At 67.1% G+C, this 12,486-nt stretch carries 10 protein-coding genes; 1 reads left to right on the top strand and 9 read right to left on the bottom strand.

What is annotated here, in order from left to right; all coding sequences use genetic code 11:
- Nucleotides 1-151 precede the first annotated feature (151 nt).
- The 3 genes from WME97_RS12885 to WME97_RS12875 all read right to left on the bottom strand — a co-directional run bounded on the left by WME97_RS12885 (nucleotide 152) and on the right by WME97_RS12875 (nucleotide 2,897).
- Nucleotides 152-826, bottom strand: coding sequence for a hypothetical protein (locus tag WME97_RS12885; protein ID WP_437552200.1), 675 nt, complete (start codon nucleotides 824-826; stop codon nucleotides 152-154).
- A 587-nt stretch (nucleotides 827-1,413) separates the two neighbouring features.
- Nucleotides 1,414-2,280: a hypothetical protein gene (locus WME97_RS12880; protein ID WP_437552199.1), complete on the bottom strand. Its 867-nt coding sequence runs from the start codon at nucleotides 2,278-2,280 to the stop codon at nucleotides 1,414-1,416.
- Nucleotides 2,281-2,729: 449 nt separating this feature from the next.
- On the bottom strand, nucleotides 2,730-2,897 hold the full coding sequence (locus tag WME97_RS12875; protein ID WP_437552198.1) for a hypothetical protein: 168 nt from the start codon (nucleotides 2,895-2,897) through the stop codon (nucleotides 2,730-2,732).
- Between the two features lie 665 nt (nucleotides 2,898-3,562).
- Between WME97_RS12875 and WME97_RS12870 the strand changes: the two genes are divergently transcribed.
- The gene (locus tag WME97_RS12870) at nucleotides 3,563-5,884 is read left to right on the top strand and encodes an SdrD B-like domain-containing protein (RefSeq protein WP_437552197.1); all 2,322 of its coding nucleotides are present in this window, start codon (nucleotides 3,563-3,565) and stop codon (nucleotides 5,882-5,884) included.
- A 430-nt stretch (nucleotides 5,885-6,314) separates the two neighbouring features.
- Here the strand turns inward: WME97_RS12870 and WME97_RS12865 are convergent, their stop codons facing one another.
- The 6 genes from WME97_RS12865 to WME97_RS12840 form a co-directional block, all read right to left on the bottom strand.
- Nucleotides 6,315-6,761: a hypothetical protein gene (locus WME97_RS12865; RefSeq protein WP_437552196.1), complete on the bottom strand. Its 447-nt coding sequence runs from the start codon at nucleotides 6,759-6,761 to the stop codon at nucleotides 6,315-6,317.
- 971 nt (nucleotides 6,762-7,732) lie between these two features.
- Nucleotides 7,733-8,515 carry an IS21-like element helper ATPase IstB gene (gene istB / locus WME97_RS12860; protein ID WP_437544978.1) on the bottom strand — a complete coding sequence of 261 codons (783 nt, stop codon included), beginning with the start codon at nucleotides 8,513-8,515 and terminating at the stop codon, nucleotides 7,733-7,735.
- Entirely contained in the window at nucleotides 8,512-9,750 is a 1,239-nt protein-coding gene (istA, locus tag WME97_RS12855; protein WP_437555374.1) for an IS21 family transposase, read from the bottom strand. The genes istB and istA overlap by 4 nt, the downstream gene beginning before the upstream one ends.
- Before the next feature lie 920 nt (nucleotides 9,751-10,670).
- Nucleotides 10,671-10,883: a hypothetical protein gene (locus tag WME97_RS12850; RefSeq protein WP_437552195.1), complete on the bottom strand. Its 213-nt coding sequence runs from the start codon at nucleotides 10,881-10,883 to the stop codon at nucleotides 10,671-10,673.
- Nucleotides 10,880-11,440, bottom strand: a complete 561-nt coding sequence (locus tag WME97_RS12845) for a sigma-70 family RNA polymerase sigma factor (protein ID WP_437552194.1) — start codon at nucleotides 11,438-11,440, stop codon at nucleotides 10,880-10,882. Before WME97_RS12845 ends, WME97_RS12850 begins: the two co-directional genes overlap by 4 nt.
- A 57-nt stretch (nucleotides 11,441-11,497) precedes the next feature.
- Nucleotides 11,498-12,385, bottom strand: a complete 888-nt coding sequence (locus WME97_RS12840) for a helix-turn-helix transcriptional regulator (protein ID WP_437555372.1) — start codon at nucleotides 12,383-12,385, stop codon at nucleotides 11,498-11,500.
- Between the last annotated feature and the right edge of the window lie 101 nt (nucleotides 12,386-12,486).

The raw sequence follows: 12,486 nt of genomic DNA, 5'->3' as shown, positions 1-12,486 counted from the left end.
TCGGTGTGCTCACAGTACAGGCGCGCCATAGAATCGGGTGAGTTCCGGAGGACCGATGTCACTCCGGGCGCTTCCCGTGGGGGCGACGTGCCCCAGCGGGCACACCGTTGCGGCGGATTTCATCGCACGCAGGCATTCAACGCGCGTGGCTTCACTCCCGGAAGATCGTCACCACCGCCGTGATCGTCCTGCCCTGGCCCTTGCAGCTGCGAAAGCTCCCGTCCGACGCCTCGCGGCTGCAGAGATCGTCGCAGTCCCCGAGGACGTCGACGACACATCCCTCCGTGTCGTTGCCTGTCCCGCCGCAGACGCGGCGGATGAGCGTCGATCCCGGGGAAGTGCATGCGAGCCGGAGCTGCGGTCGGGCAAATACGTCACCATAATACGCCCCCTCGCGGGACGGGAACGCCGATCGCTCCGCGGCATCCGAGGAGAGCGCCTTGTCCTTGCCTCGCATCGAGAGGGGCACCGTCTCCCCGAGGTGGTTCACCCTCGCCATCATGCAGGCAGACACCCAGCCCCTGCAATCGGCGTTACAGTGACCGGAGCGCGCGCCCCAGCGGGACGCGAGCCCAAGCTCCCCTTGAAACCCGTAACGCTCACCGTCGATCGACACGCTCACCGACTCGCCTCCCGGGAGCGCGCAGCTCACGGCGTAGGACAGAAATTGCCGGGAGAGCGGATCGCGCAGTGCGCGCATCAGCATGGGCTCGCGCGCGATCGCCTCGCTCGTCAGCGGGGTGTCCATCAACGCTGCGATCACCCCATCATCCGCCGTGAGCGCGCTCGCTGAGAGCGCGTTCCTCGTGAACATGGGCTGCGACACCGCTCCGGGATCCTCCCCCTCCTCCAGGCCATCGTCGACGCAGGCCGAGAGAGACAACCCTAGAAGCCACAGGCATGAGATGGCGATTCGAGCAATTGGCTGCATGACCCCTCAGGATAACTAGAGCATTTTTCCGGGTGGTCATCAATCAAAATCTTCATTCAAGACATACAACCTGAATTCTGCCACGACGTGGTGGGACGGATGGTTCATCGGGGAATCCTCCCCCTTCGGTCCTCTGGACTCACGTCTGCATCCCATGGGGCATCGCGTCGCACCCGTCGATGTGCCCTGGCCAACAGGGCGGTCGCAGGCCATTCGGCGACTCGCGAGGTTCGTGCGCTACCGCCCGCAATGCCCCGCGCTGGGCCCGGGTCGGACAGGTACGGGGGGCCGTCATCGACGGTCCTAGAGCATGGACTTATGCGACGTCGGCGGGTGCATCGCGCGGAGCGGTGCTGTTCGTCAACCCAATGGCCGACGAACGACCGTGCCACAGCGGAGCGGCGCCAAGAACCGGGGGCACGGTCGTTCCTTCCTTTGGGCGGGAGGCCGACGCCGCCATGCGCTAGCTCGACATCGCCCGTTCATTCGAGGAAAACCGTAATAGGCTGCAAGTTCGTGGTGGACGGGCGGTCCGCCGGATCCTGGAAACATGAAGGGTGATAGATGCCCTTCCTGTGGGCAATGGGGTCGCAGAAGGTGGCACACGGGCCAAGAATACGGATCGTTCCGCACGGCTCGACGGTACCAGTTGCCTCGTCGACGTGGCCGGCGGCACAGTCACGAAGCGCCGCACGCGAGTTCCCATTGTTGCCTGGAACATGGCAGGCATAGAGCGCCGGAGAACTCGCATAGATGTTGCCCCAGAATGCTCCCTCCTCCCTTGTATACGTGGACGATTCTCGCGCATTGGATTCGCTGAGCGCCCTGGTCGGTCCACGCGAGGAGATCATGACGCGGACGCCGTAGTAGTTGGTGCGCGCCGCGAGGCACGCCGAGACCCAACGCTGTCCGTCATCATCTAGCGGCTCCCACGCCCAGCTCTTCGCAAGCCCGAGCATACCTGTATAGACTTCGTTGTGGTCGATCCCAGCGCCGTCGGTCCAACTGAAACGAAAGGATTGCGAGCTGCCGAACGCGCATTCGATGGCGTACCTCAGGTGCTCGCGTGAGAGAAAGCCGTCCGGCCCGGGATCCAGGATGGCGGTCAGCGAATTCGGCCTAAGAATGCTGAGGTTCAAGGCGCCAATAGCCAGCGCGCTGGGGTTCAGCGCATTGGGGTTCAGCGCATTGGGGTTCAGCGCATTAGGGTTAAGTGCATTAACGATCTCAAGCGCGATCGGCGCTTCTCCCAAGGGCGCTGCCAGCTCCTCTCCGTCCGCGATGCATCCGGTGCCGGTTCCGGCTAGGACGACGACTAACATGAGCGCTACCATGAAATTTTGAGCCATGTCAGCCCTCCGCCGAAAAGGCTGTATTCTCAGTAAGAGTGGCAGAATGCACCAACGCTGTCGAGCGTGCGGATCGGAATATCGGTGTCTGACGAACAGGTGTGTGGCGTGTAAGGTCGCCGCTGTAACGATGAGTCCAGCTGCGTGAGCCAGCCTGCAAGATCCCGCGTTACCGCGGGGGCGGGGGCGGCGTCGAGCCGCATGTAGGCTAGCTCGGGGCGGTCGCCATCGACGTGCTCGATCTCGTTCCCCGTCATCGGCGGCGGCGCGAGCGCCGGTCATCCCGAGACGCGGGAACCGCCGCGGCCGAGGCGAGCGAGGGGGCTCACCGAGGGTACAGCGCGACGAGCAGAGCTCGACGCAGCGGCCACCACCGAGGTGGAGAGGGACCTGTGCGATCGCGCCGGCGTTGATGCCCACAAGCGCGCGCAACGCGGCCTGGTTGATGTCTACAGGGCAAGCGCAGCGCGGCCGACGTCAAGGTCCTGGGACTCGACCTCCGCGAGCCGAGCGTCCGTCGCTCCGCTGGGCAGCCGGGCGACCGCGGGGTCGAGGTGGACGCCGGTGAACTCGGGCACCGGCTCAGCATCGGCGAGCGCGGGGCCGGCGCCGTCCACCCGGTAGAGCTCGGCCGCACGTCGGCGGCGTCCTCAAGCACGTGCTCTACATTGTCGCCTGGTTGATCACGCGGGGCGCGCGGGGTCGAGGTGGACGCTTGCGAGCTCGGTCGGTCGCTAGGGGCTTGGGGCAAGTGAAGATCGAGGGGCCACGTTGGGAGCTGGGACTGGACACCGAGGCTCAGCGTCGAGAGCTCGGGGGCGTCGCCGTCAACCTGTCGAACTCGGTCGTATCGCCGACGAGATCCTCGATCGGCGAGCTCAGCGCCACTCCTGGTCACTCTCGCGCACGTGGACGGCGGCGAGGCGCTCGAGCGAGGGCTCGATGCGGCAGCTCGCCGGCAGGAGGTACTGAGGACGCCCAACATCTGACATCAGCTCCGAATCACCTCAAGAGCTCCACGCGCCACAAGATTTTTTCTCGTGGTTTGCGAAATATCTCTAGACGGTTCGAGTCATCGTTGATAGCTTGAACATTGGACCTTTGCGCATCCGCCCTCAAATCGGGTCGGACGTCCCCGCGTGCTTGATCTGATCCCGATCAGCCGTGGGGCGCCGCTCGACGAGAGCCCGCAAAACTGACCTCGCCTGACCCATGCGTCATGGCGCCTGCTCGGATGACGCTCCAACCGTGGTTCACCCGTAAGGACCTCAAGGAGCTACCAGTGAAGCAGATCGCAATCGCATCTTGTGCCGCGTTCGCCACCCTATTCATCACTGCCACCAGCCTCGCCAACACCACGGCGCCAAACCCGACATGCACCGTGATCAAGCGGGGAACCCTGGGCGACATCTACAACGCCGAGATCTGGAGCCTCGCCCCGAGCTACCACGTCCCGTCCCCTTTTGAGGTCAACACCGGGTACTCCAGCTCGGTCGGAGAGAAGCGCGCCCTGTTCCGCTTCGATCTCAGCCCCATCCCCGCCGGCTCTCTCGTCACGTCGGCCAAGTTCTACGCCCTGACGTACACGAGCACCGCGAAGACCGTGTACGTCCATCAGGTGCTCGCCCCCTGGAGTGAGGAGCTCGTCACGTGGAACAACTTCGGCGGCATGGACCCCGCCGCGTTCACCTCGTTCGTGCCCAACGTCACCGGGTGGAGCTCGGTCGACCTCACCGGGATCGTGCAGAACTGGGTGAACGGGACGGCACCGAGCTACGGGATCCTCCTCGAGGAGGGCGCCAGCGGGAAGACGTCGTACAAGGGCAGCGCCCACACCGACATGGGTTATCGCCCCATCCTCGAGGTCTGTTACACCGCGCCGAAGGGCTCGATCGGCGACAAGGTGTGGTTCGACGCGAACGCGGACGGCATCGAGGACGCCTCCGAGCTCGGCATCTCTGACGTCGTCGTCGACCTCTTCGGCGACGCGAACTGCGACGGCGTCGCCGACGGCGCCGGGCTCCAGAGCACCGTGACCGGCGCGAACGGCGTCTACCGCTTCACCGAGCTCGAGGCGGGCTGTTACGTCGTCGACGTCGACGACACGACGCTCCCGCTCGGCCACATCCTGACCAGCGACGATGAGCCGTTCGGCGTGTCCCTCGACGCGGGTGAGAACGTGGCCAACGCCGACTTCGGCTATGTGACCTACTCGTCGATCGGCGATACGGTCTGGCTCGACAGCGACGGCGACGGGCTCTACGAGCCGGAGACCGGCGAGCTCGGCGTCAACGGCGTCCGCGTCGAGCTGTTCCAGGGGGCCCAGCTGATCGACTTCACCATCACCGGTACGAGCCCCTACACCGGCCAGCCCGGCTTCTACCTCTTCGATACGCTCCCGGCGGGCACCTACTCGGTGGTCATCACGCCCGACAACTTCATGACGAGCGGCCCGCTCGCCGGACAGGAGCCGACGGCCGACCCCGATGGCGGGCTCGACAACGTGGGCGTTGTCTCGCTCGGCTGGGCACAAGACCTCCTCGACGCGGACTTCGGTTACCGGCTCTCCTGCGGCAACGGCGTCTGCGCCGGCGACGAGAGCTGTTCCAGCTGCGCCGTCGACTGCGGCACCTGCCCGCCCCAGTGCGGCAACGGCACCTGCGAGATCGGCGAGGACTGCGGCAGCTGCAGCGCCGACTGCGACGTCTGCCCGCCGGTCTGCGGCGACGGCACCTGCGACGCCAGCGAGAGCTGCAGCACCTGCGCGGACGACTGCGGCGCCTGCCCGCCGGTCTGCGGCAACGGCACCTGCGAGGCCGGCGAGGACTGCGGCACCTGCTCGGACGACTGCGGCGCCTGCCCCGCGGTCTGCGGCAACAACGTCTGCGAGAACGGCGAGGACTGCTCGAACTGCACCGGCGACTGCGGCGCTTGCCCCGCGGTCCCTGGCAACGGCGTCTGCGAGGCCGGCGAGAACTGCCTCGAGGTCCCGAGCGACTGCGGCATCTGCCCGCCGGTCTGCGGCGATAGGGTCTGCGCGGTCGGTGAGACCTGCTCGAACTGCGCGGCCGACTGCGGCGCCTGCCCGCCGGTCTGCGGCGATGGGGTCTGCAAGGCAGGCGTCGAGAACTGCTCGAGCTGCGCGGCCGACTGCGGTGTCTGCAAGTGCTCGTCCCCCGGCACCGGCTCCCCCGGCTACTGGAAGAACCACCCGAACGCCTGGAAGATCACGAAGCTGACCATCGGCGGCAAGACGTATACGAAGTCCCAGCTCCTCGACATCATCAGCCGTCCGACGCGGGGCGACGTCACCTACATCATCGCGAAGCACCTCATCGTCGCCAAGCTCAACGTGGGTATCGGCAACCAGTCGAGCTGCATCGAGGACACCATCGCCAAGGCCGACGCCTGGCTCAAGAAGTACCCGCTCGGCAGCAACGTAAAGGACAATTGCAGCAGGAACGCGCCGTGGGCGACCGGCGAGCCGCTCTCCGAGAAGCTCGACAAGTACAACAACGGCTACCTTTGTGCCCCCCACCGCGACGACCTTGACTGCGAGGACAACCGCAACGATCGCGACCATGACCGCGGCTGCGGCCGCTGAGACGTAGACGCGAACCCACCTCGGGCTAGCGGCGCGCTCCGCGCGGCCCACATCGTGAGCCGCATGCGCTAGCCCTTCCTCCTCCTCCTCGTTTCCTCTCCGCCTTGCCGTGAAGCAGACCGCGCCTCGCACCGCTTGGAGCGAGTCGAGAGTCCAGGACCGCGGGAGCCGCGCCGAGCTCAGCGCGATCGGCGGCGGTGCTGACCTCGCGCGCGAGTTCGACGCCACGCTCGTCGTTGTGTTGTGCGGTGCCCATCGTCTGCGCGGCGTCCCGGGCGGCTGCGGCATCGAGGTACTCGAGGCGGAGCGACTGCGGCGTCGAGGTGGACGCATGCGAGCTCGAGGCCATCCGACAGCGAGCATGGCGCCGCCTCTACCGAGCGGCGCGAGCACGACTGCCTGACTAGCGCGCTTCCCGCCGGGCAGCGCTTCACCGCAGACGAGCATGCCGCTCACCCGGACGTGGGCTTGGGACCGCGGACGTCCCGCGCTCCGCCGCCTCCCACGCGGCTCGCAGGCTGCTTGCAAGTTTTCCTCCCCCCTCCATCGGCGGTCCCATTCGCTTCAGCGCCTCCAGGCGCACAGCCTCCAGCCTCGACCGGCGCGGTTCCGTCGCCCGGCGCTTCTCCACGAGCTCACCGAGCACCTGCGCCGCGCGCTCCCACTGCGCCGCCGCCCCCGGCGCGTGCGCGATCCTTCGCACGGCGTTCCAGGGCGCTTCAAGCTGATCACAGAGGTTGCCGATCTCGGGGTGCAGCCGTGCGATCGCGCGCAGGTGGCACCGGGTCTGCTTGTTCATCTGGAAACACTCTTCCAGGATGTGGCTCGGCGCGCGGGCAACTCCGCACGCGAGCTCGTACCAGCGCCGCGAGCTCATGCGCCTACAAAAGCACCGAACCACAAACCTGCCAGAGCGAAGCCTTCATTTTCCGTTCAACTTTAAAGAGCGTTAAAGCACACTACAAGAGTCGGCTCCTGGCGAGGGCGACGGCATTAAAGTCTGATGTAGCGTGCGACCAAGAGGACGCCGGTTCTCGCCCGGCACCGTGGCCTGAAAGGCATTCGCTGGGGCTCGATCACGGGACCTCGGTGTGCTGGATTACCCCTCTGGCGATCCCACGGCCCGGCCGTCGAGTGGGGCCAGCTCGCCCGACGCCGCGGCCGCGAGCCGCGCTGGCGTCCACCTGGGCGAGCTCCGCCTTGCGCCGGCCTCCCTCCTGGACGAGCTCCGCGGCCCCGTGCGCCGGGTTCGCTCCCTGCCGCGTGCTCGGCTCCAGGCCCAGGCCGCCTCGGCGTCCGCTGGGAAGAGTTCACGCCGCGCCCTGCGGGCCGCCCCGCGGTCATGCCCGCCGCGCGCTGCCGTGTCGCCACGTGTGCGACAAATCCGACGTCGGCGGCTCGCAGGTGCTCCTCAGCGGACCCCGCGCGAAATTACCAAATCGACCCCTTCGCGACCCCCCCAAATTGGCCCGTCCGGCGCTCCCTCGAAGCGGTCTAACTGCGCGTCAGCAGAGCGGTTTCCACACCTGACCAGATCCCGGTAACTCGCGACGAGATACCGGATCGTCAGAATTACCATTTCGGGCCTCCTCACGGGCTCTCGTTCAGGCTCCGTCCCGAACCCGAAACACCACAACAACGGAGGTTCGGATGTGGCAGAAGCGGCTACCCTCGCGCCCTCGGTGGCTCCAGACGCGCGGTCGTCGGCCCGCGCTAGCGGGCGACGCTGCTCCACAGGCGGCATCGTGCGCAGCCCCCGGCGTTCGGCCGTCAGCGTGCGGTGTCAAGCGACAGTAACTTTTGACCCCCTTGCGACAGTAAAACTGACCCCCCTCCCGCGCCCATGGATCACCTGATCGGCGCGGTGTTCCCGCCGAGCAGACCCGCCTTCTTTTTCTGTTTCAGCCTGTAGCTGTCTCCCGAGATCATCAGGGTGTGGCTGTGGTGGAGCAGACGGTCGAGGATGGCGGCGGCGAGGACTTCGTCCCCGAAGACCGTGCCCCACTGCGTCACCACCTGGTTTGTCGTGATCAGGGTGCTGCTCTTCTCGTACCTCCTGGCAACGAGCTGGAAGAAGAGATGGGCGCTCTGCCTCTCGAAGGGCAAGTAGCCCAGTTCATCGACCACCAGAAGCTTCGGCTTCGTGTAGAACAAGAGCTTCTCCGCGAGCTGCCCCTCGGTTTCCGCCTTCGACAGCGTCGCCAGGAGCGCGGTCGCACTCGTGAAGAGCACCGAGTGCCCCGCCTCGACGGCGGCCCGCCCCAGCGCGATGGCCAGATGCGTCTTGCCCACCCCGGGAGGACCGAACACCAGCACGTTCTCGGCCTCAGCGATGAAGCGCCCGGTGGCGAGTTCGCGGACGAGCTTCTGGTCGATCGAGGGCTGGAACTTGAAGTCGAAGTCCTCGAGGGTCTTGATCGCCGGAAAGTGCGCGATCTGGATCCCCATCGCCACCCGCTTGCGCTGCTTGGACCCGATCTCCTCGCAGAGGAGCTTGTCGAGGAAATCGAGGTAGGTCGGCTCGGTTCTGGCCGCCTCGGAGAGCAGGGCATCGAGCCGCTCGGCGATGGAGCGCATCCTGAGCCGGCTCAGGCTCTCGACAACGCGCGCATGCACGATCTCGCGGCTCACGAGGCCACCTCCCCGATCACGGCCGCGTAGTCCGACAGGCTGCGCCCCATGGCCTCCAGGGCGCTCAGGGGCGCATCTAGCGGCGTCGGCGCGGCAGGCCTTCGCCACAGCCCGTCAAAGTGGCGGGGCTCGACGACACGAGCATGAGGCTCGAAGGAGCGCTCGTGCCGCGCCACCAACTCCGTTCCCCGATAGATGCGGACCTCGCGCTCACCGACAACGACGTCCACGGTGTCGCGCACAAGCCGGTGCGGGACGCTGTAGCGGATGGTGTCGACGTCGACGAGGGCGTCGTTGGCTACGCGTCGTCGGAGCCGCTGCTCTCGCACCGGCAGGGGCCGTGACGGCAACGGCCGGAGCGCGTGCCGCTCATCGCGCTCGAAGCGCACCATCGGCGCCTCGTGGGTCGTGCCGTGGATGCGCTGGTCGGCCTCGCCCATCCACCGGACCAGGTGGGCTTCGAGCGCGGCGAAGGACTCGAACTCGCGCCCCGCCAGCCCGTTGCGCTTGACGTACTTGACGCCCGACTCGGTCTTGCCCTTGGTGCGCGCCCGGTAGGGCCCGCAGGCGCGCGGGGTGACGTCCCAATCGCGACAGAACGCGAGGTAAGCCGGGTGGAACGTCACGGTGCCTGTTTCGCGCTCGCGGCCGAGCACCAGCGAGCGCGCATTGTCCCCGAGTACAGTGCGAGGCACGCCGCCGAAGTGGCGGAAGGCTTCTGCGATGCCTTCGCGCCAATCGTCCTGTCGCTCGCTCAGAAAAGCCTTGACGAACAGCCTTCGTGAGTGACTCAATACGGCGACCAGCAGGTGCACCCGCACGAATGTGCCGGCGATGCGGACCTGCTTCTGACCGAAGTCGATCTGCATCTGATAACCAGGGGCGGTCTCGAACCGTACGCTGGCCACGTCGGCAGCCCTTTGCCCGCGGCGAAGGTCGGCCACCACGCGCTGTACGGTCCTCGGGCTTACCGTGATGCCACGGCTGACAAGCTCGCCTGCGACGACCACGGCGTTGCCCTCCGCCAAGCCGGTGAAGAGCTGCTTGGCCTCGGCGCGGCCATCCTCGTCCAAGCAGCGACGAGCAGGGCGCACCTGCGCCTCGGCGGCGGCTCCACCGCGCAAATAACGGCGGACCGTGTTGCGAGCCACGCCGAGCTCCGCGGCGATCCGTTTGGACCCCCACCCTCGGGCCGTGAACTCGCGAATCTGCCGGATAACGTCCGGCTCGATCATCTCCTGCACCTCCGAACCGAGAGGTGCCACGTCCAAGTCCCTGATTTCCATGCCGTTTCCTCCGCTCTGGCGCGAGGGAGGGGGGTCAGTTTTACTGTCGCGCGGGGGTCATTATTACTGACGCTCTACATGCGGTGACCGCGACCTGCCCCACGGCGCGCTCCGACGAGCCGCCCGCGCGCGGCACGGCCACGCATGGGCGACGTCGTGTAGCTCCAGCCGCGTGGTCGCCAACACTCCGCCAACGCCGTCGAGCGCCGTCCTGCCCACGGCGCCACGCCGGGCCGGGAGGCGGACAACGCTGGCGCACGGACGGCGACATCGCCACGCCAGCGGGCCGGCGTCGCGGCGATCGGCGCGCGCCTCCGTGACGCCGCCCACGCTCCCCGCGCCCGTCACGGGCGCGAGGCCAAGCGCCAGCGGCGGCCCTTCACGTCAGACCTGGCCGACCGGACGATGGCGCGCGCGATCGGCCAGCCTGGCGCCTCCGACTGTCTCCCGAGAAAATGTCTCCCAGGGCGCCTCGCGCGCGGACGTCCACGCGCGCCGATCCGGGCCGCGCATGGCGACGCTGAACGCGGGCGCCACGTTGGGGCCCTGCACCCGTCGATCGCGTACAAGACCATGGGGCTGCCGGCCGACATCGCAGGCTCGCCGAGCTCCCTCGCGTCCGCTCGGCTTCAACTGCGCACGGTGAACACCAAGTCTTGTGGAAATGGAATCCAGCGCGACCCCTGGCATGTGCGCGCAGAACCCACACGATGCCGATTCGCCGCGCTCGGCTCGCGCATCGTGATCAGAGGCGCACGCCTGGAGCGGCACGACGTCGTCCGGGCGCCAGCGTCGCCCGCGAGCGCGGCCCGATGGCGGCACCGCGGGCCTTTTACGTCGATACCACGACGACGCGGGTTCGTCGGCAGCTAGATCGGGACCTCGTCATCTCTCAGAAGCCCATCAATCTTGCTTAGCAGTTCTCGCTTGACCCGCTGCCGGTTCAGTTCGTCTTCGTAACCGGCCTTGACAGATGATACCTTGGCGACGTCCTTCAGCATCATCAGAGCGTCGATCATTCGCTCCGCCTCGTCGTCATCCAGGTCGCGCCGGAAGTGAACAACCAGGCCCTTGACGCTCATTGCAGTCCCACTCCCCGCGAAGAGATCTCGCCGGCTTCCCGAAGCATAAGGATATTACGCAACTCACCGATGGCCCGTGCGCGTCGCCTGTAAAGCGTGGAGAGGGGCAGCCCTGCATCTTGGGCGATCTGGACCATCGAAACTCCGCCTAAATCGTGTGCCACGAGAACGAGTCGCAGCACCGGATCGAGCTCATTCACTGCATCCATGGTGCTGGCCCTGACGTTGTCGGACTCCATCACAGCAGCAGCATCTGGCGCTGGATCAAGCACCTCGATCGAACTGACCAACTCCTCCCTGCGCTTTCGCGCACGCTCGTGGTAGTGGGAGGCAACGTGTACGGTGATCGCGTTCAACCAGCGCTCCGGCCTGCCGCGTTTCGGATCGAACCTGGGCCAGCTCTCGCAGGCGTTGAGCCAGACCTGGCCCGCGACGTCGCCACGCTGGCACTGAGGGACCCCCATCCTCTCCAACCAGAGCAACACCGCACGAACCAGCATCGGGCAAAACAAGCGCGCGTACGCCGCAGCGCGCTTTCCTTCATCCGGACAATCCATGACTTTACCCCCCCTTGCGAAATCACACCCTATGATGAATGCGAGGCACGGCTGCGCTCACCCATGGCTCCCTACTCCCGGAAGTGTCGTGTTCAGCGGAGAGCGCTCTACGTCCTCCCAATCCTCAGCTGTTGGGCAACCCGGCCCGCCTTCATCACGCTGTACCGGGAAGCTCGTCAGCGTCGCAGCGCGCCGGGCGGGCTCAGTCCCTGTGGCGGCGCGGACAGCGAGCGGCGACCGAAGCCGCGGCAGTGGAGGCGGCGGGAGCTTCGCTCGCGGGCTCCTGGCCGCAAGCTCGGGAGACGGCACCACAGGAGGGGGAACGTCGAGCGCGCGGGGAGGTACCGTCGGCGGTGTCGAGCTCTGCGCCGGCGACGACGCGGGACGTGCCGAGCTCTCGCGCTCGGTGACGGGCTCGCCGACCTGGATCACCACGGTATCCTCCTCGTCCGTCCGGCGGTCGTCGTGCAGCCGCCAGAGGCGCTCCCAGTACCGCGCCGGCGTGCCGGTGAAGGTCTCCAGCTGCCGCGCGAGGCCGGGCGTCATGGGCACGTCGCTCCTCAGCAGCCGCTCCACCTCCCTCGGTTCCAACCCCGTGCACTCGGCCAGCTTCCTCCTCCACGAAGGCGTCGTCGCGCAGAACGACTCGAGGACCCTTCCCGGCCAGGGGACGGGGCGCCCTCGGGCGTCTCTCAGCTCGGCGAGCGCCGCATCGACGTGACAGTCCAGGAGGCGCCGGTAACGGTCACGCTCCCCCGCTGCCTGCGCCTTCGCATCGGTGAGGGCTGCCTCCTCTTCAGCATGCGCCTGCTCGCGCGCCTCGCGAAGCCCCCGCTCCCGTCCCAGCGCTTCGCGCGCGGTGACCGCGAAGCCGATCGCGACGCATGCGATCATCGCGAGCCCGAGCGGCGAGACGAGCCACATCGCACCAAGTAGATCCTCCATCCTATCCATCGCGTTTCGTCTCCTGGACGTGAACGTTCTTGTCTGGAACAAGGCGGATCTCGGCCTTGTGCTGTCCGAAGACATCACCAGGGGCACCGCCT

It is taken from the genome of Sorangium sp. So ce367, assembly GCF_051520455.1.
GTDB classification, from domain to species: domain Bacteria; phylum Myxococcota_A; class Polyangia; order Polyangiales; family Polyangiaceae; genus Sorangium; species Sorangium cellulosum_B.
The sequence above is the reverse complement of the archived record's forward strand: the minus strand, read 5'-3'. Positions and strand labels throughout refer to the sequence as shown.

Excerpts from the sequence above, each read along its gene's own strand:
- istA (WP_437555374.1), bottom strand. The coding sequence starts at position 9,750 with ATGATCGAGCCGGACGTTATCCGGCAGATTCGCGAGTTCACGGCCCGA.
- WME97_RS12845 (WP_437552194.1), bottom strand. The coding sequence starts at position 11,440 with ATGGATTGTCCGGATGAAGGAAAGCGCGCTGCGGCGTACGCGCGCTTG.
- WME97_RS12850 (WP_437552195.1), bottom strand. The coding sequence starts at position 10,883 with ATGAGCGTCAAGGGCCTGGTTGTTCACTTCCGGCGCGACCTGGATGAC.
- WME97_RS12880 (WP_437552199.1), bottom strand. The coding sequence starts at position 2,280 with ATGGCTCAAAATTTCATGGTAGCGCTCATGTTAGTCGTCGTCCTAGCC.
- WME97_RS12865 (WP_437552196.1), bottom strand. The coding sequence starts at position 6,761 with ATGAGCTCGCGGCGCTGGTACGAGCTCGCGTGCGGAGTTGCCCGCGCG.
- WME97_RS12840 (WP_437555372.1), bottom strand. The coding sequence starts at position 12,385 with ATGGAGGATCTACTTGGTGCGATGTGGCTCGTCTCGCCGCTCGGGCTC.